At 39.6% G+C, this 20,463-nt stretch carries 15 protein-coding genes; 3 read left to right on the forward strand and 12 right to left on the reverse strand.

The window, feature by feature from the left end; translation table 11 throughout:
- Nucleotides 1-39 precede the first annotated feature (39 nt).
- The 10 genes from ADH51_RS08930 to ADH51_RS08970 form a co-directional block, all read right to left on the reverse strand.
- A complete protein-coding gene (locus ADH51_RS08930) occupies nt 40-963 on the reverse strand; it encodes a helix-turn-helix domain-containing protein (protein ID WP_048676277.1) in 924 nt (307 codons plus the stop codon).
- A 177-nt stretch (nt 964-1,140) separates the two neighbouring features.
- Nucleotides 1,141-3,759 (reverse strand): alanine--tRNA ligase, encoded by a 2,619-nt coding sequence (gene alaS / locus ADH51_RS08935; protein ID WP_048676280.1) that lies wholly within the window; start codon nt 3,757-3,759, stop codon nt 1,141-1,143.
- A gap of 24 nt (nt 3,760-3,783) precedes the next feature.
- Nucleotides 3,784-4,269, reverse strand: a complete 486-nt coding sequence (locus tag ADH51_RS08940; protein WP_048676283.1) for an LURP-one-related/scramblase family protein — start codon at nt 4,267-4,269, stop codon at nt 3,784-3,786.
- A gap of 132 nt (nt 4,270-4,401) precedes the next feature.
- Nucleotides 4,402-4,539 (reverse strand): hypothetical protein, encoded by a 138-nt coding sequence (locus ADH51_RS10070; protein ID WP_161800844.1) that lies wholly within the window; start codon nt 4,537-4,539, stop codon nt 4,402-4,404.
- Nucleotides 4,540-4,607: 68 nt separating this feature from the next.
- On the reverse strand, nt 4,608-5,750 hold the full coding sequence (locus tag ADH51_RS08945; protein ID WP_048676286.1) for a peptidyl-prolyl cis-trans isomerase: 1,143 nt from the start codon (nt 5,748-5,750) through the stop codon (nt 4,608-4,610).
- A gap of 61 nt (nt 5,751-5,811) precedes the next feature.
- Nucleotides 5,812-6,519 carry an O-methyltransferase gene (locus ADH51_RS08950; RefSeq protein WP_048676289.1) on the reverse strand — a complete coding sequence of 236 codons (708 nt, stop codon included), beginning with the start codon at nt 6,517-6,519 and terminating at the stop codon, nt 5,812-5,814.
- Nucleotides 6,520-6,590: 71 nt separating this feature from the next.
- On the reverse strand, nt 6,591-7,811 hold the full coding sequence (locus ADH51_RS08955) for an L-lactate MFS transporter (RefSeq protein WP_048676292.1): 1,221 nt from the start codon (nt 7,809-7,811) through the stop codon (nt 6,591-6,593).
- A 211-nt stretch (nt 7,812-8,022) separates the two neighbouring features.
- Entirely contained in the window at nt 8,023-9,828 is a 1,806-nt protein-coding gene (gene pepF / locus ADH51_RS08960) for an oligoendopeptidase F (RefSeq protein ID WP_048676295.1), read from the reverse strand.
- A 10-nt stretch (nt 9,829-9,838) separates the two neighbouring features.
- Complete coding sequence (locus ADH51_RS08965; RefSeq protein ID WP_048676298.1) at nt 9,839-10,798, reverse strand: competence protein CoiA; 960 nt, start codon at nt 10,796-10,798, stop codon at nt 9,839-9,841.
- Between the two features lie 1,301 nt (nt 10,799-12,099).
- A complete protein-coding gene (locus ADH51_RS08970) occupies nt 12,100-14,037 on the reverse strand; it encodes a GbpC/Spa domain-containing protein (protein WP_048676301.1) in 1,938 nt (645 codons plus the stop codon).
- 411 nt (nt 14,038-14,448) lie between these two features.
- Between ADH51_RS08970 and ADH51_RS08975 the strand changes: the two genes are divergently transcribed.
- From ADH51_RS08975 to ADH51_RS08985, 3 genes are all read left to right on the forward strand, one after another.
- Nucleotides 14,449-15,189, forward strand: a complete 741-nt coding sequence (locus ADH51_RS08975; protein WP_037612002.1) for a CPBP family intramembrane glutamic endopeptidase — start codon at nt 14,449-14,451, stop codon at nt 15,187-15,189.
- Between the two features lie 238 nt (nt 15,190-15,427).
- Nucleotides 15,428-16,324, forward strand: coding sequence for a LysR family transcriptional regulator (locus ADH51_RS08980; RefSeq protein ID WP_002885507.1), 897 nt, complete (start codon nt 15,428-15,430; stop codon nt 16,322-16,324).
- A gap of 10 nt (nt 16,325-16,334) precedes the next feature.
- Entirely contained in the window at nt 16,335-17,180 is an 846-nt protein-coding gene (locus tag ADH51_RS08985; RefSeq protein WP_048676306.1) for an aldo/keto reductase, read from the forward strand.
- 202 nt (nt 17,181-17,382) lie between these two features.
- On the opposite strand, the gene metG is transcribed toward ADH51_RS08985, so the two are convergent.
- Nucleotides 17,383-19,386, reverse strand: a complete 2,004-nt coding sequence (gene metG / locus ADH51_RS08990) for a methionine--tRNA ligase (RefSeq protein ID WP_048676309.1) — start codon at nt 19,384-19,386, stop codon at nt 17,383-17,385.
- A 109-nt stretch (nt 19,387-19,495) separates the two neighbouring features.
- Nucleotides 19,496-20,374: a hypothetical protein gene (locus tag ADH51_RS08995; RefSeq protein WP_048676312.1), complete on the reverse strand. Its 879-nt coding sequence runs from the start codon at nt 20,372-20,374 to the stop codon at nt 19,496-19,498.
- Between the last annotated feature and the right edge of the window lie 89 nt (nt 20,375-20,463).

A 20,463-nucleotide genomic window follows, 5' to 3' on the forward strand; every position in this document is an offset into this window, starting at 1 on the left:
GCATATTAGAAAAAAAGAACAGGACACGTATGTCCTGCTCTATTCTTTCATGGCATCTCTCATTTTCTCTGACATGATGTCAGCTAAAGAGGTATCTCCTAATAATCTAGCCAAGAGTATCCCTTCTTGATAAGCCTTTTTAGCCTCAAAAATATCATTCTTTACAACATATAGATACTGTCCCTCTAGCATTCTCAAAATTGGTTTTTTCTGAAAATCTTGAGTTTCCTCCATAATGCGATGCAGTTGATTGAATGCTACTTCCGATAAATGAAACTTTTTTCGTTCATATTCAACTATTGGAACCATTAATAAGGCATCCCTAAGTAAAAACAAATACTCCGTGGGAATATTATCATAACTATTTATTAGATTTCTACAAATAGTATAAAAAGTCCCTTCACTAAACCCATCTGACCTCATACTATCACCATCTCCTAACGAGATTTGATATAGTTCTATAAGTAGTAGATCATTGATAGTGTATACCCTTTTCTCACATAATGATGGTAAACTCTTCTCCAATATGCTCATACCAAATTTTTGGTGTGTCTTTGAAGTATATGAGTAAAGTTTTGACTGTAAGATATCAACAACCCTCTGTTCATCAGCAGGCAAATCATCATAATAGCTATCAATAATTTTACCCAGCTTTTCGTCTAGTTTCATTAGATTATTTGGCTTATCTAGACTAGTCGCATGCATCAATTGATATTTGAGATTGAGGTATTCTACCGGCATCTTTGAGACTACAGTCCTCTCTCCAAGCAATTCCGATAAAGATATATTCAGACGTCTTGCCAAGTGCTCTAAGGTTTCTAATTTAGGTTGAGACTTCCCTGTTTCTATACGTGTCAATTGTCGTACTGATAAAACCTCATCCCCTTCACAAAATTTTTCTTTAGTGAATCCTTGTGCTAATCTCAACTCTCTTAACCGATGACCAAAGTCTTGTCCAAACATCGCTAGCTCCCTTTTACTTGAAACTATTATAATTTTTATGATTTGTAATAGTATACCACCCAGTATTCACTATTTCAATTATGAAACGAAAATAATCATTACTTTCAATACCACTTACAAAGAAAAAAGATAGGATTTTCATCCTATCTTTTCAAGTTTCTTTTATTGTATCACATCTTAGAGCTGTTCTGCTACTGCTGAAAGAAGATCTTGGATACCATTGGCATCGCTACCACCGGCCATGGCCATATCTGGTTTACCACCACCACGACCTGATACGATTGGTGCGAGAACCTTGATAACATTACCTGCGTGAACATCTTTAGACTTGCTTGCTACAAGAACATTAACTTTTTCGCCAATGTGAGCTGCAAGAACAAGAACATCAGAGTAGTCTGCTTGTTTCCATTGGTCCGCGAAGGTACGAAGGGCACCTGCATCAGAAACTTCTACTTGGCTAGCAATGTAACGAACACCGTTAGCTTCTTTAACATCTTTGAAGACGTCACCAGCTGCAGCTGCAGCTGCCTTTTCTTTAAGCGCTGCATTTTCTTTTTGAAGGGCATGCAATTGCTCTTGAAGGCTAGCAACCTTGTTAGGCACTTCTTTCAATTGTGGTGCTTTAAGTGTTGCTGCGATTGCTTTAAGGGCATCTTCTTCTTCACGGTAAGCAAGGTAAGCTTCACGTGATGTCACTGCCAAGATACGACGTGTTCCTGAACCGATACCTTCTTCTTTGACAATCTTGAACATACCGATTTCAGCAGTGTTGGCAACGTGCGTACCACCACAAAGCTCAACAGAGTAATCACCGATTGAAACGACACGAACATTCTTACCATATTTTTCACCAAAGAGGGCCATAGCTCCCATTGATTTAGCAGTGTCAATGTCTGTTTCAATAGTTGTTACTGGAGTAGCTTTCCAGATTTCTTCGTTAACTTGTTCTTCGATAGCACGCAATTCTTCTGGAGTTACAGCCTCAAAGTGAGTGAAGTCGAAACGCAAGAATTCTTGTTCGTTAAGAGAACCAGCTTGAACAGCATGATCACCGACGATGTTATGAAGGGCAGCGTGCAAGAGGTGAGTCGCTGTATGGTTCTTCATGACACGGTGACGACGTGTGTGGTCAATTTCAAGTTTGTAGTTAGCTCCTACAACAAGTTCACCTTCAACTTCAACAGTGTGAAGGGCTTGTCCATTTGGTGCACGTTGAACATCAACAACACGCGCAACGACTGTACCAGCTGCATCTGAGATTGTACCGTGGTCTGCTACTTGTCCACCCATTTCAGCGTAGAATGGTGTTTGTTCAAAGACAAGGAGTGCTTGACCAGAGTTAACACTATCATGACGAGCATCATCAGCAACGAGGACGCTCAAACGGCTTTCAGCAGTTTCCGCTTCATACAAGAACTCAGATGGTTCAGTGATGTTAGCGAGGGTTTCATTTTGCATACCCATAGAACCACCTTTGACGACGCTAGCACGCGCACGGTCTTGTTGTTCTTTCATGGCAGCTTTGAAACCTTCATGGTCAATCTTGAAGCCTTCATCTTCAGCCAACTCTTCTGTCAATTCCACTGGGAATCCATAAGTATCGTAAAGTTTAAAGATGTCTTTACCTTCAAGCGTATCTTTACCAGATTTCTTAAGGTTAGCAAGAAGCTCGTCAAGCATGCTTGAACCTGCATCGATGGTACGTGCAAAGGTTTCTTCTTCACGTTTAACAATCTTCTCGATAAAATCTTTCTTCTCAAGAACTTCTGGGTAATAGCTTTCCATGATTTGACCAACAGTTGGGACAAGTTTGTACAAGAAAGCGTCAGAAATACCGAGACGACGACCGTGCATTACGGCACGACGGAGAAGACGACGAAGGACATAACCACGACCTTCATTACCTGGAAGAGCACTATCACCGATGGCAAATGCCAATGAACGAATGTGGTCAGCAATAACCTTGAAGCTCATTGTGTCACCATCTGGATCGTAAGTTTTACCAGACATTTTTTCGATTTCACGAATGATAGGCATGAAGAGGTCTGTTTCAAAGTTTGTTTTAGCCCCTTGCATTACGGCTACAAGACGTTCAAGACCTGCGCCCGTATCAATGTTTTTATTAGGAAGTTCCTTGTATTCTGAACGTGGAACTGCTGGGTCTGCGTTGAATTGTGACAAAACGATGTTCCAAATTTCAATATAACGATCGTTTTCAATATCTTCTTCAAGCAAACGGATACCAATATTATCAGGGTCAAAGTCTTCGCCACGGTCAAAGAAGATTTCAGTATCTGGTCCTGAAGGTCCAGCACCGATTTCCCAGAAGTTATCTTCAATTGGAATCAAATGACTTGGTTCAACACCGCAGGCAATCCAACGGTTGTATGAATCTTTATCATCTGGATAGTAAGTCATGTAAAGTTTGTCTTTTGGAAAATCAAACCACTCTGGGCTTGTCAAAAGCTCATAACCCCACTCAATAGCTTCATCACGGAAGTAGTCACCAACTGAGAAGTTACCAAGCATTTCAAACATAGTGTGGTGACGAGCTGTCTTACCAACGTTTTCGATATCGTTGGTACGGATAGCCTTTTGTGAGTTAGTGATACGTGGATTTTCAGGAATTACTGAGCCATCAAAGTATTTTTTCAAAGTGGCAACCCCTGAGTTAATCCAAAGAAGGGTTGGGTCGTTAACTGGAACCAAGTTAGCTGATGGTTCAACAGCGTGACCTTTTGATTTCCAGAAATCAAGCCACATTTGACGAATTTGTGCTGAAGTAAGTTGTTTCATTGTTTCTCCTTAATCAATTGTTTCTTATTTTGAGCTATTCTCGAGCATTTCCACATAGTCAATAGCGACACATAGGGAAATGGCTAAATCGGCATAAGTATTTTCATAAACGGTAACAGTATAGGTCGATGTTAGATGGAAGAGTTCCTTTTGAATCCTAGCAACTACCTGATCTTGACTATTAAGCAGTTGAAAATCCAGGTCCCAAATATTGCCCTCTATTCGCAAGCCAAGATTATCGACATCATACTTATCACGAAGAAAGGTTAATTTTTTACGAATGTAAAAACTCAAACCATCCTGTAAATCCACCGTAAATTTGGGTAAGAGACTAATAGGCTCCTTGGTGATATGACTGATCTCACGACCATCCTCGCCAAAAATCGTAAAGGTCTTTGGAATCTTAAAAAAGGATCCTTCAACCTGGTAGGCAACTCTACCTTGATCATCCTTGATATCAAAGCGTTCACCCCCCAATCGAAACTTCTGTTTGACAAAATAGGTTTTCATACGCCACCTCCAATATTGCCATACATTTCATTCAGAAAATACCCAAAGAATAAAAGACAAGACCACTAAACGAAGGGCGACGTGAACCGCGGTACCACCTTCATTCAATGAACTTGTCATTCTTATTTGTCTTTAATTGTAAACTTTGAGTAGCAAGTAACCAGATTCGTCCATGGCTCGCAGCGACCGCCATTTTTCTGTATCAGAAGCGATGATTACCAATCTCAAAGGGAAGGCTAAAAATGTCATGATATTAGAACTTTCAGCCACTCTCCATTTTAACGTGTTTTAGGTCTTAGGTCAAGCTGATAATAGCATTATCAACTCTATCTTGTGATTTATTTGCTAGAGCTTGATGATGAACTTGATGAAGCCCCAGAACCAGTCACATACTGGTCAAGAATTGCGCTAAAGGCCTTATCTACAACTTTAACATTATATTTCTTAAGGACCTTAGCAATCACTGAGTTAGTAAAGTTAGTATCAGATTTCTTACCATTGATGATGACCTTAGTCAAATCATCCTTATAGTTTTTCCAATCTGCATTTTTCTCAGATTTTGAAACAGTTTTGACGATGTAGTAAGTTGCAGCACCAGTTGAGCTGTTTGAAACAGTCACTACGTCAGAAACGGCATTAGCATCTTGTTTGAAAGCTGCTGTCAAAACATCTGCTGGGAAGTCTTGAGAAGCTGAGTTAACTGTCCTAGAAGTCACTTCCAAGCTGTTATCTTTAGCTACTTGTGAGAAATCTGCTCCTTCTGCCTTAGCTTCAGAGTCTACTTTATCTGCCACTGCTTTATCAGTAGTTGAAACCACTTGCACCTCTGTATTTGGTGTGTAGTTATCATAGGCAGCCTTGTAATTTGCTTCCGTCAAATCTTTCTGCGCGGCTTGGTTAACAGCATACTCAACCAATTTTTGTGTACGGATTTGATTACGGTATGACTCTTCTGTTTGACCATAGGCTGCAAGTACTTGTGAGAATTGATCTCCATATTGTTCTGAAGCTTGCTTATAAGCTTTGTCAACGTCTTCTTTGCTGACCTTGCTACCATATTCTTTTTCAAGAGCCTTTTGCAAAGTTGCACTCAAAACACTTTGTTGTGTTTGGCTGCTACCTTTAAGTGAATCAAAAACATCACCAACAGTAACAGTATCACCTTTCATAGATACCAAAGTTGTTTCTTCAGTTGTTTTGTTACCTAGAGAAACATACATAGCACCTGCACCAACGAGAGCTGAAACAGCTACAAGGGCAAGACCTCCAAGGAAGCGACCACCTGAGCTTGGTTTACCAGCATCACGTGTCTTTTTAGTTTTAGCACGTTTAGCTTTTTCTTTCGCTTTTTCACTGGCGAGGGCGATGCTTTCCTCTTCTTCTTTTTGGCGATCAAGATGCTCTTGTTCTGCGTCTTTGTCTGCTACAACCTCTTCAACAGTTTCTTCTGTTGACTCAAGGTTTTCATTTTCTTTAGCCATTCTATTTACTCCTTAAATTGTCAATATCTCTGCTATTATACCACACTTACTTAAATAATGCTTAATCTGGGAAGATAATATTTTCAGAATTTTTCCGAAGCATAAGAAGTCCGTCACTCATAGGAACCAAACTAGCAGTCAATCCAGGGTTATCTAAGGTCGCATCAAAAAGACGATGCAAGCCACGGTAAATCGTACGCTGACCACGACGAACCTCCATGATATCTTTGGCAATATCGCCCCCTTGGAAGATATCATCAAAGACGATGACACCACCTACCTTGAGACGTTTTAGGATTTCAGGCAGAAAGACGATATATTTAGACTTGGCTGAGTCCATAAAGACAAAATCATAATCAGTGTCCAAATCTTGCAAAACTTCTGCTGCATCTCCTTCGACCAAGGTAATTTGTTTGCGACTGTCATACTTGGCTAGATTTTCCTTGGCAAAGCCAATCATTTCTTCATTACGATCAACCGTTGTAATCTGAGCATCAGGTGCATACTCAGCCATAAGAAGGGCTGAAAAACCAATAGCTGTTCCTACCTCAAGGATTTTCTTAGGCTGCAAGGTCTGCAATAAAAATCGGAAATAAGCAACAACTTCGTGCTGGATAATTGGAATATTTTCCTTACGAGCAAAGGCCTCCAGTTCAGCCAAATGCCCTTTATTTTCCTGAAGATGCGTTCGCATGTAGTCCACAATATCCTTGTTGACTACAGGACGTCGCATGTTGTGATTTGCGTTTTTACTATATGATTTAACCATGTGTTTTATTATATAAAAAATCCCTAGCGAGTGCTAGAGATTTTTCTTATCTATAAATCAAATCGTCATCATTAGGCTACTTGACGTAACCCCCTCTTTTTCAAGAGGTAAGCAATGACCAAAGCCACCACGTAAAGAGCGATGAAAACAAGCAAGGTCATCTGGTATGATTTTGTCAATTCGTAGGTTACCGACAAGAGCATTGGCCCCACTAAGGCCGCCATCGCCCAGGCAGTCAAAATATAACCATGAAGGGTAGCCAACTCCTTTGCCCCAAAGATATCGCTAAGGTACGGAGGAATCAAGGAGAATCCTGCCCCGTAGCAAGTCATCAGAACAGCCATCGCAACCACAAAGACAAGTGGCACTTGTAGGACAATTAGGAGGACGGCCATAACAATATTAACCACAAAGAGGAGAATAAAGGTCTTCGGACGCCCAATATAATCCGACAAGCCTGCCCACAGAAGGCGACCAAAACCATTAAAGATTCCCATAACACCTACAACAACCGCCGCTGATTCCGCTGACATCCCAACCATATCTTGAGCCATTGGAGAAATAGCAGAGACAAGGGCTAAGCCACAAGAAATATTGATAAACAGAATAAGCCATAACCAGTAGAAAGTTGATGATTTCAGAGCCTCATTAGCCGTAACTCCCTTGCTCAAATCAGCAGCCTGACGGTTTGGACTCTTGTCAGCCAACAGTTGTGCTTCCTCTACACTTGGTCGTTTAATGAATTGTGAGACAAATAGCATAACAACAAAATAAACGACTCCCAAAATATAAAAGGTCTGCTCAACACCACGTGCCTGAATCAGATATTGAGCAATGGGACTAGTTAGCAGCGAGGCAAAGCCAAAGCCCATAATGGCAAGGCCAGTCGCAAGTCCACGCTTATCAGGAAACCACTTAATAATAGTTGAAACAGGTGTAATATAACCCACACCCAGTCCTAGACCACCAAGAATACCATAACCAAGATAAAGCATCCACAGCTCTCCATGAGCAATGGCAACTCCTGTCAGAATATTTCCCCCAGCATAGAGAACAGCCGACATACTTCCAGTCACCCTAGGACCAAATTTTTCAACCAGACGCCCCATGAAAGCTGCAGAGAGTCCTAGACAAAAGATGGCCAATGAAAAGGCAAAAGAAACTGAAGATTGATCCCAGCCAGTCTGGGCCATAATAGGATTACGATAGATACTCCAAGCATAGGTAGACCCCAACATGAGATGGAGTAAGACACCACATGTTGCTACAAGATAACGATTGGTTGTTTTCACAAAAACCTACTTTCTATTTCTGAACATTGTTCACTTATCAACTATAAAACGTTAGGTTTTTAGTCTATCATGAATATAAACTAGGGGCTATAAATATGCTCATCCATATATTTCCATATCAATTAGAACTTATATTCTAGTAAATGTTCGTTTTTAAACATAAAAAGAATCATCCTGATTCAGAATGATTCTCTCTTATAGTGACTTCTTTTTAAGAAAGGTGAACACCTTTTTCAACCAAGTCTTCCAATTCAACGAGACGGTCTTCAAAAACTTTGAAGGCAGCATCCAAGTAGTCGGTATTGGTCATATCAACACCAGCTTTCTTGATGACTTCCAAAGGATAGTCTGAGCTTCCCGCCTTAAGGTAAGTAAGGTAAGCTTCCTTATCTTCTTCAGTACCATGAACAATTTTTTCAGCCAAGTAGCTTGCTGCCGCAAACCCTGTAGCATATTGGTAGACATAGTAATTCATGTAGAAATGCGGAATACGTTCCCACTCAAACTGAATTTCGTAGTTATCTTCAGCTTTGAGGTTATAGTATTTCTCATTGAGGTCTGCGTAAAGCTTATTCATGAAGTCCGCTGTCAAGATTTGACCAGATGCATCTGCCTCATGGATAGCATGTTCAAACTCGGCAAATTGTGTTTGACGGAAGACAGTTCCCTTGAAACCATCCAAATAGTGGTTAAGAATAGCAAAACGTGTCTTGTCATCTTTAACCTCTTTAAGCAGCGTTTCTGTCAAGATATTTTCATTGGTTGTAGACGCAATTTCTGCCAAGAAGATTGGGTAATCTCCGTAAACATATGGTTGAGTCTGACGTGTGAAAGTTGAATGCAAACTGTGGCCAGTCTCGTGAACCAAGGTAAAGAGATTATCCAAAGTGTCTTGCCAGTTCAAAAGCATGAAGGCATTGGTATCATAAGCCCCACCTGAATAGGCCCCTGAACGTTTGCCTTTGTTAGGGTGAACGTCAATCCAACGTTCCGTAAAGGCTGCATGAACCCCTTTACTATACTCTTCACCAAAGATTGCCAAGACTTCTTCTGCTTTCTTGAGGGATTCTTCATAAGTAAGAGCAGTTTCAGTCTCAGAAAGTGGTGTATAAACATCATACATCTTAAGCTCGTCAAGCCCCAAGACCTTCTTACGCAAATCAAGGTAACGGTGCAAAAGTGGCAAATGCTTGTTCACTGATTCCAAGAGTGAGTCATAAACACTCTCTGGAATAAAGTTAGCCGCAAGTGCTGCATGACGTGCTGAATTATAGTGACGAACTTTGGCTTGGTAATTGTGAACCTTGACAACGCCTTGGAGTGTTTGCGCATAAGTATGTTGGAACTGCTCGTAGGTCCCATACATCGCTTCATAAGCTCCCTTACGAATGTCACGGTCCTTAGATTCCATGAGGGTGATAAAGTTACCATGTGTCAACTCAACCACATCCCCTTGACCATCTGATACCCATGGGAAGAGGATATCAGCATTATCCAAGACATTAAAGGTATCCGTTGGACCGTTGAAAATATCACCGGCTGCTGCCAAGAGCTCTTCAGCTTCTTGAGAAAGAACGTGGTCCTTGTTGGCCAAGAGGCGTTCGAAATAGTGGTCATAAAGTCCAAGCCCTGGTTCCTCTGCTTTGAAGGCTGTTAACTTTTCAGCATCCAAGGCCATAAATTCAGGCTCAAAGTAAGCAAAGGCTTCACTCAACTGTGAATAAAGGTTTGAGGCCTTTGCTTGGTACTCTTGATACAGACCTACTGTTGTGTCTTGGTCATTTTTCATTGACGCATAGACATAGATTTTCTCCAAGCGACGCATAAGGCTCATATAAAGTTCTGTTGCCCCAAGCAAGTTCTTAGCAGAATCTAAGAGATGACCTGCATAAGCACTAGCCTTCTTCAAATCCTGAACAGTGCTTTCATACTCAGTCTCCCAATCTGCATCTGTCGCAAAAATGGTCGTCAAATCCCATGTGTATTTCTCTTCTAAATGAGCACGATTGTCTGACATAATATTCTCCTTAATTGTATCTATTCTTTACTATTTTAGCATAAAAGGTGGGAGGGTAGAGAGTTTGTCGATAAGAAAAATGCCTTTTTCGATAATATTGCATAAAAAGCTTTTCAAAACCTTCAAGTGACTGTCTAATTTGTACAAAACCCTGCTTAGATTCTGGAAATCTCACTTGTGGAAAAAAATCCTGATCAGACAGGCATAACAAATTCATTCCCTTAAGATAGGCTTTTTCCTGCCTTCTCATCCACCTTGGATTTTTCCCAATTAATTCTCGTTGAATCACATGTGAGACCTTCTTTCGCTGAGTTACTTGATAAGTCTCAACCTGCTCTGCTTGATAAGGAAAACGTAAAACTGTCATGAGATTTTCGGTTAACGGCCAAGCCTTAGTTAAATAATAGACTTTCCCAAAAATATCCTCATAGATGAGATACTTAAGTCTAATTTCCTCACGCTTCCAATCAAGCTCCCATAGGTGAAATCCAATCTTAGCCGTAAAATAGAGAAAGTCCCGCTGTAGGTCTGTTAAACGTCCATTCAACCAGAGTTCCTCACCCAAAAGCCAACGCACTTCGTAACCTGCTTGGTGATAGGCACATGTCCTCTCTCTCAAACGTTGCTGAGATAACCGAGAACACTGAACTTCTAGAGCCAGGGAATCGCCAACAAGTAAATCTGCAATTTGCCCCATCTCAGACAAAACCTTTTCAATACTTACTTTTTCACCATGATTAACCAAAGATTTATACAAAGCTGCCTTAAGGGATAAATGTTGGGCCGATTCATTCTCCGAGAAGAACTGACAATCTTGCAAAGACTTATGAGCAAAATGTGGACACATTACCTGGCCATGTTTCAGAAGGACAACTCCCTGGCAACCAGGACAGCTATAGGATTCCTTACGTTGCAAACTGGTTTCTAGAGCTGAAACGAGCTTCCCCTCCTGATTTTTTGCAATTAACATGACTCTCTCCTTTGTGCACTCTCTTACTTATTCGTAAAAGAATTCACAAAATAAAAAAACATCTAGATTACTCTAGATGCGTCCCCCATTCAAACTGAAACTTGCTCCCTGCTGTATGGAAACTTAGGTTTATAGGTGTATTGCTTACCTTGGGATACAAGTGCCGCTCAGTCCATTTGATCTCTTTTCAACAATCTCAATTCTTCAAGGAAAATCCCCCAATTTTCCTAGGAATCAGGATTTTGAAAACAGTTTCTATCCCACATAACCATTAAAAATAGCTATTGTAGCATAGACAGATGCTCTCACAAACATCTGGTCAAATTCCGTCACTGAAGCATCATCCCAATATGCTTATCACCCTTTTGTTCCGCAATCCCACTAAAAACTTAATCCTTGAGTTGATAATGAGATAAAACAATTTTTAGACTTTTACAAGTTAAAGTCTTTATTTACTAACATTGAACCACCATTTCCCTAGGTGCAGTTCAATACCAACAAACGCAAAACCGTGTTGGTCCAAAATGGTTTCTAGTTAAGAGTATCTTGTGATTGATAGTCAGTCAATCTGAAGAACTTTCCCTCTAGCTTCTTTACGCAGCACGTCATACTGCTTACAAGATACTATTTCCTAGAAGAGTATTGGCTAAAAACGCCACTCTCAAAACATACCACCTATCAGTCATTAGGTTTAGTCCACCTTCTGATAGGTATATTAGCAGTTACTGCTTTATTTTCTTTTCCTCTTCGCTTTTGACGATTAGTCTCTACCGATTCTGCTGTTTTTGAATCTGTCGTTTGCTCTACACGGATTAAAAATACCGCTAGCTCCCGCTACGATGATGCTGATGTATTAAATCGATTAATCTAATTTTTTGCTGTTTAAATCTTCTCTTTTTTAAATCATCACAATGAAACATTGGAATTTGATAACTTAGAATTCCAGATTCTAAGCTAGTCCTTTTTGACTAGGGAGTCACCCTGCCAAAAAAACAAACTCTTCCTAACACAATCTATTATACTGTATTATAATTTTTTGTCAATTAATTTATTTCATATTTTTTGAAAATAATATTTACCCCCTTGTTTTACACATAGTTAACTATAAAGAAAAGCTTATAATATAGGCTTTTCTTGCGATTTTGAAAAAATTAGAAAATGTATATCTATTTTTCTTTTTTCAGTCGAAATCAAGTAATTTCAGTAAATGTCAGAAAATTTCATCTTTATTATTTCTGGTTAACTTGATTTTTCCAAACTAAAAAAACTAGGAAATTTTCCTAGCTTTTTTATGTATTATCTTAGTGTTTACGTTTGTAAGTTGAAATACCGAACAAGGCTAAAGCTGATGTCACCATAGCTGCACCTGCTGCTGCAGAAGCTGCTGTTGATTTTTCACCAGTAGCTGGAAGAGCTGGAGCTTCTTCTTTTACAGGTACTGATGTTGGTGTTACAGGTTTACCTGGTGTAGGTTCTGTTGGAGTTGTTGGTACTTGAGGTTTTGGTTTCTCAGTTGTTTCTTCAACAGATACAAAGTTTTTGTGGTAAGTAACTTTTGCTGAAACAGTATTTGGAAGAACAGGTTTGTTTGGTTCTTCTGGCAATTCAGGAACAACTACTGTTGAGTTAGTTGCAAACCAGTAAGCAGTTGGAACGTTAAGGTTATTTCCACTTACGATGAAGTCCATTGGTTCACCCTTGAAGATTGTTGCAGCAGCACCATAGTAGGCATTCTTCGTACGAGGTGTTCCGTCTGGGTTAATAGCATCCCAACCTTCATCTGTAACTTCACCAGTTGTTGGATCAACTGTTGGGTCACTGTTAAAGCGTGAACCGTTAGCCACAAATTCGTTATCATTTGTTGCATAAGCATAACCATCTTCATGCAAAGTGATAGATGAACCAGGAATTTGAACGTATTCATTACCATTCAAACCAACTTTTTCAATGTGGTTTCCAAGTTCAGTGTTCCAGTGGTTAAGTGATGAGATACTCAAAACTGATCCGTTCTTAGACAAATCAAGTGGTGTCACTGATGACTCAGAATCAAAGAAGTTCAAGTTCATCTTAACGTGAAGTTTTTTGTTAGTGTCGTCAGTTTGTGAACCAATGAAAAGAGTCTTAGTTGGATCGTGGTACAACTTAACAATGGCTGAACCATCTGCACTTGGTGTTTCTACCAAAGTGTAAGTTGCAACGATTTTCTTAACTGGAGTACCATTGAATGATGTTCCGTTTAGGTTGTTGTATGTTACAGTCAATGTTTGACCTGTAGCCATCTTCAACCATACATCTTCAGTGTATTCACCGTCAGCATTGATAGTGTATTGTGTACCGTTAGCTGCACTAAAGTCACTTGGAATGTAACGAGATGTGTTGAATTGTTCAAGGATTTCATCTACTGAGTGACCTGATTGGATTGTTTTATCCAAGTAGTCAACAGAACCTGCTGAGTTTTCAACAGTCATAGTGGCATCAGATTCTGTTTTATAGATCAAGCCAGTAGCATTTTCAGCCAAGCCTTTTGTCAAAAGACGAGCTGTTGTTCCACCAGTGTACTCTTTGTATGATTTTTCCCAAGCAGCATAAGCAAGAACGTCTTGGTAGTATTTATCCAATTGTGTCTTGTAATCTGCAAGTTTTTGTTTATATTCTGAAACCGCAGTTGTCAAAGCTGTTGTTTGAACTTTATTGTCATTGTTAGCAGCTTCAACGCTAGTGTGTTTAACACCTGCTTCTTCTGTAGCTGTGAATCCCCCTGTTGCAACAACATTTGCTTTAGCAGATGTAAGAGCTGCATCAGCTTCTTCACGAGTCAATTTATTTTCAGAAACAACTGTATTTGAAGCTTCTTGAGCATCTTTAGCTGCTTGATTTTGGACAGCTTTAACATCAGCAGAATCTTTTGATGCTGCTGCAGTCGTTGTTGCAGCTTCAACAGCATTATCGAAGTCAGGATTTGAAACTTCAGCAATAGCTTTAGTTGTTGTTTTTACAGTAGTATCTGTTTCAGTAGTAGTTTTTTCTTCTGTTCCAGGTACTGTAGTAACAACTGCTGCATCACCTGTTGTTTTAACAAGGTTAGCACTTGATTCTGCAGCCGTATTTGATACGGTTGCATCAGTATCAGTAGTTGTTGTTACATCTTTAGCTTCATCCGCAGCTGCTACGCTTGTAGCCGCGAGCCCTGCAAGCAATACGCTTGAATACAATGTTGTTTTAAATGGATTGACTTTCATTTACACTTTCTCCTTCTTGGTTAACATTTTATTAACCTATTTTCTTCACCGTTTAATATACTACCGTGATTTTCAAAATTTGGCAATAGTTTTCTGAAAAAAATATTATATATTTGCTACATGTTTTTAAAATTTGACACACTTTTGTTATATTTTAATCATTTCTTTACAATAAAGAGTAATTAGTAAGGATTTTACAGAGTTTTTTACTTAATACTTTCTTATAACTGTTCATTTATTTCTCATAATAAACTGTTTCAACGATAGAATAGGCTTCCTATTAGAAGCAGGTCATCAATAACTGGCCTCTTCATAACTAAAAACACATAAAAAATACCTTCAAGACCTTGACTTTAAGCGTTTTTCGTCGTATGCTTGAAAAAAATGTTAAGAAAGTTGGGGGACTTTTCAATGACAAAAAAAGAAATGAGATTGCTGATCCTTCTTGGGATTAGTATTATTTTAGCGAACCTTGTACTTCGTTTGATTCTTAGGCCTCTGCCTGAGAATATAGCTTATCTCATTAAAACGCTTGGCCTTATGTGTGTGTACTATTTCATCGTACAGAGACGCCTCGGATTAAAGATCAAATCGACAAAAAAGATAAGTTGGTCTGAAACCCTAAGTGTTTGTTGGTTGGTTCTTTTGGCAGATTTTTTCTTTCTTTCTGCGGTTGCTTTGGGTATCAGTAAAGCACCTCACATGATAGGAACTGCCTTGATTATTGCCTTAGGAGCCGGTTTTTTTGAGGAATATTTTTTTCGTGGACTTTTCCTTAAGCTCGCCTTTCAAGATGGTATTAGATCTTCAAAACAGGTTTTAGGAGTCGTTTTCTTGTCTGCCATATTTTTTGGATTGGCCCATCTCGGAAATCTTACTCACCAGCCCTTGAACGCTACCCTGTTCCAAGTTTATTATGCAACAGCTTATGGCATATTCTTTGCTGCTATTTACCTACGTACCGGTAGCCTCTGGTGGACTATTATTCTGCACTTTTTGATTGATTTTGGCAGTGTCCTTATCTCGCAATCAACACAGGCTGCACCAGCTACAAGTATCTGGAATTTCATTTTCTGGCTACCTTTAATTGCCCTAGGACTCTTCCTTATTCGTCCTAAAAAATTGAAAGCCATTAGATATCTTAATGACTAATATTTAGAACTGCATCCTACAATTTAGATTTTTAGTGTCTAGCCTGTGGATGCAGTTTTTCTTTTATCAGAACTATTTTCTTAGAGCTCAGCTCACTTTCCATTATTATTTCTAAAACGACTTAATCATAGAAATTTCATATCAGGTCTTCATCTATTCCTATCAGAATTTTGCTGATTTTAGACTTCTCATTTTGTTATAATATGACCTACAATCATATTTTTCAAAGGGGATGCTTATGAATTTTCAACAATGTCGCTATGTTCAGACTATCGCTGAAACAGGGTCTTTTAGTAAGGCTGCTAAAAAACTCTTTTTGACTCAGCCTAATCTCTCAGCATCCATCCGTGACTTAGAGGAAGAACTTGGTGTCCAACTCTTTGAGCGTTCCAATACAGGAGCTAAACTAACTGATGACGGTCATGATTTTCTCAAATACGCCAAACGTATTCTTGGAGAGTTAGATCTCCTAGAAGGACGTTACCGTAAATCATTCAAGAAATCATTCACTGTTGCCAGTCACCACTACGATTTCTTATCACTTCCAATGGCTCATATTGCCCAACGTTTTCGTAGTGATTATCAAGAATTTCAACTGATTGAAACAACGACTAGGAAGATTCTCAAAAGCGTTGAGAGCTTTGAAAGTGACCTGGGGATTATTTATCTAGATGAAGACAACGACCATATCCTAGAACGTAGTTTCCAACACATGGATCTGACTTTCACCCCACTTGGAGAGTTTGAAACCAAGATTTTCTTAGGTCGCCAACACCCCCTAGCTCACAAAAAATCCCTCAACCTCAAAGATTTAGAGGGATACCCACAGGTCCGCTTTCGTCAAGAAAGCTCTGGTATCCATTTTGACGAAGATCCTCTCGAGGTTCTGCCTGACCAACAAGTAATTTACAGTAATGACCGAGGCAGTGTTATGAATCTGCTCTGTGCCTCAGATAGTTACGCTTCTGGTCTCGGTATTGTTAATAGTTTCATTAAGGACCAAATTGTTTTACTTCCACTGAAGAACAGTCCAAAGCACACCTTGGGTTTTGTGACCAATAATAAACAGAAACAATCCGCAATTATTCAAGCATTTATCGAGGAAATTCAGGATAGCTTACTACCCCACCACTAAGGAGAAGAAAATGGAATTTCAAACACTTAACAATGGCATTAAAATACCCGTGCTTGGTTTTGGCGTCTGGCAAATTTTTGATCAAAAGGAATGTCAAAAAGCCGTTGAAGATGCTCTTTCTGTAGGCTATCGATTAATTGATACTGCTAGCCTTTATCGAAATGAGGAAGCCGTGGGAAGTGCTATTAAGGCATCCGGTATCCCTCGCGAGGATATTTTCCTGACTAGTAAAGCTTGGATTAGCCAGCTTGGCTACGAAGATACCAAATTAGCCCTAAAAGAAACACTTCGCAAACTAGATACTGACTATCTTGATTTATATTTGATTCATCAACCTTTTGGAGACTTACATGGTGCCTGGCGTGCTATGATTGAGCTTAAGCATGAAGAACTTATTAGAGCCATTGGTGTTTCTAACTTCTCAACAGGGCGTTTGGCGGATTTTGCCTTGCAGACACCTGTAATTCCAGCAGTCAATCAAATCGAGTTGCATCCCTATAAACAACACAAACTGATTCAGAAAGCTGATAAGGAATTTGGCACCCTAACGCAAGCCTGGGCTCCTTTCCACAGAGGAGAGGACGGTATTTTTGAGGACCCAACTCTGACTGCTATTGCTGAAAAACATGACAAGACAGTTGCTCAGGTCATCCTAAGATGGCAAACCCAACAAGGCATTTTGACCATTCCTAAAAGTACCCATATCGAACGAATGAAGGAAAACTTTAATAGCTTTGACTTCCACCTAGACCAAGCAGACCTTGACGCTATCAGTAAACTAGACCGATACCCAAATGCTTATGGACCTGATGAAAGTGTGGAACGCATTAAACATTTATTGAAATATAGTGTATAAAAAAACGAGTTCGACTGAACTCGTTTTCTTATACACTAGGTCCTCTTAAGACTTTCCTTAAGAGTAGATCATTCCGATTTTAAGGAAGCAAAACTTTCGAGCACTCAACAAAGATCTGTTTCAAGCGCTTTACTCACAACTGAAGATTAGTAAAAAACAGTTTCCCAATTCAAAAAATTGAAAAACTATTTTTTATGATATTTTACCCAATCACACTTCCGTTTGGAACAGATGGATCTACTGTCAAGACAGTGAGTTTGCCGTCATGTTCTGCGGAAAGGATCATACCTTGGCTGACATATTTCTTCATCATCTTACGTGGTTTGAGATTAGCCACGACTTGAAGTTTCTTGCCGACCAATTCTTGTTCGTTTGGATAGAATTTAGCGATACCTGAGAGGATTTGACGGTCTTCACCGTCACCAGCGTCAAGACGGAAGCGGAGCAATTTGTCTGAACCTTCGACCTTTTCTACCTCTTTAACTTCAGCGACACGGATTTCAACCTTGTCAAAGTCGTCAAATTTGATTTGGTCTTTTTCAGATTTAAGCTCAACCTCTTCTGGGTTCCATTCTTTCTCTTGAGGTTTGCCTGCGTTCATTTGAGATTGGATGTAGGCAATCTCTTCATCCATGTCCAGACGTGGGAAGATTGGAGTTCCTTTTGAAACGACTGTCACATTCTCTGGGAATCCTGAAAGTTCAATATTTTCAAGATCAAATGTTACTGGCAAGCCAAGTTGTTCCATAATAGCATTTGAAGTTGTCATCATGAATGGTTGGATGAGGTGGGCTACGACACGAAGACTAGCTGCCAAGTGTGCCATAACCGACGCCAATTGTTCCTTGTCACCATCTTCTTTGGCAAGTACCCATGGAGCTGTTTCATCAATATACTTATTGGTACGTGAAATGATATTCCAAACGGCGTCCAAGGCACGTGGGAAATCCACAGCATTCATTTGTTTGTGGAATTCTTCGATATTTTCAGCTACAACCTTAGCCAAATCAGCATCAAAGTCTGTAACGTTTTCAACATAGGCAGGTACTTGACCACCGAAATACTTGTTAATCATGGCAACTGTACGGTTGAGGAGGTTACCAAGGTCGTTAGCCAATTCATAGTTGATACGAGCTACATAGTCTTCTGGTGTGAAGGTACCATCTGAACCGACAGGAAGACTACGCATGAGGTAGTAACGGAGTGGATCAAGACCAAAACGTTCTACCAACATTTCTGGATAGATCACGTTTCCTTTAGACTTAGACATCTTACCGTCTTTCATGACGAACCAACCGTGGGCAACAAGACGTGTAGGCAATGGCAAATCAAGAGCCATAAGGATGATTGGCCAGTAGATTGAGTGGAAACGAAGGATATCCTTACCAATCATGTGGATGATTTCGTGGTTTTCATCATTTTGCCAGAACAAATCAAAGTTACCATGCTCATCCTGACCATAACCTAGTGCAGTGATATAGTTGATAAGGGCATCAATCCACACATAAACCACATGTTTTGGATCTGATGGTACTTTTACTCCCCAAGTAAAGGTTGTACGTGACACGGCCAAGTCTTCCAAGCCTGGCTCGATGAAGTTTTTAAGCATTTCATTCATACGACCATCAGGTTGGATAAATTCTGGATGTTCTTTAAAGAAGGCAGTCAAACGGTCTGCGTAGTTGCTGAGTTTAAAGAAATATGATTCTTCAGAAACCAACTCTACTTCATGTCCTGATGGAGCTACCCCACCAATGACATTACCTTGCTCATCACGGTAAACTTCTGCCAACTGACTTTCAGTGAAGAATTCTTCATCTGAAACTGAGTACCAACCTGAGTATTCACCAAGGTAGATATCCCCTTGTTCCAAGAGACGCTCAAAAACTTGAGCAACAACTTTTTCATGGTAATCATCAGTCGTACGGATGAATTTATCGTATGAGATATCCAAAAGTTGCCAGAGGTCCTTAACACCAACAGCCATACCGTCCACATACTCTTGTGGTGTGATTCCTGCTTCTTCAGCCTTTTGTTGAATCTTTTGGCCGTGTTCATCAAGCCCAGTAAGGTAGAAGACATCATAGTTCATCATACGTTTGTAACGTGCCAAGACGTCACAAGCAATAGTTGTATAAGCAGAACCAATATGTAATTTACCAGATGGGTAATAGATAGGTGTTGTGATGTAGAATGTTTTTGTCATTTTAATTTCCTTTCATGTGTTAACAAATGGGCTAACACTGATGATATAACATCTTATTATAGCACGTTTTGGACACTAAAAAAACCAGCTAAGCTGGTTTTAAACATTACTAGTTTTGGAAGCGCTTTTTATCAACTCTAACATCACGTTCATAGTCATAATCTAATTTCTTCACGTCATCCCCTGATAGGCGTTTGAAACTTCTTTCTTCAATAAGTTTGCCTTTCTTATTATAAGTTGTAACGATCAATCTATCACCCTTAACCTTGTATCGAACGGTTTCTTCAAGAGATTCTTTGTAGGATTTAACGTAAATCTTTTTACTTTCATCGTTATCAGCCTGAGTTCGATATTCACTTATTTTGTATTGATTATCTACCGCTTGGTCAATGACTTTGGTATATTCAGATAGTGACATGGTTGGTTTAAGCGTTCCTGACCAAGCATCTGGACGGTATGCTTCGTCAGTATCATAGTCCGTAAAGTCAACCAGATTGTTCCCGCCAGCTAAGGTATAAAAATAAAATTTAACATTGTTACCTTTGACTTTAACAAAATCATGAGCCTCTAGGCCACTTTCCTTGAAAGATTCCATACCATCAACCATTTTCTTCTTATCTTTATGGTAAAAGCGATAAGTTTCAAGAAGATAGGTTCCTTCAGGTATTTTACCACCTTGCAGGTGCATAAACGCATAGCCACCAAATGAAAGTGCCACTAGGACAATCGCCCCCACTACAGAAGCAATAATAATTTTAGCTTTCTTAGACAAGCCTGTCTCAGCAGGAGCAACTTGTGAAACGGCTTGTGTCACTTGGTCACTCAACTGAGCTTTCTGTAGATTAACACCCTCGTTCTTAGACTCTTGAGAAATAAATTCCCCATTAGCTTTTGCTTGTTGGATTTCTTCCTCTGTCGGCTTGCGATTATTGATTGTTTCGAAATAATCTAACCACTCTTTTTCGTTCATAAAAGTCCCCTTTTTCATTGATACTTCCATTCTACCAGAAAAAATACTCCAAAGCTATTTGACTATTTTCATAAAAATAAAGCGGTACCAAGATGGAGTTTTAGCTC

The organism is Streptococcus sp. 449_SSPC, from assembly GCF_001073005.1.
GTDB classification, from domain to species: Bacteria; Bacillota; Bacilli; order Lactobacillales; family Streptococcaceae; genus Streptococcus; species Streptococcus salivarius_F.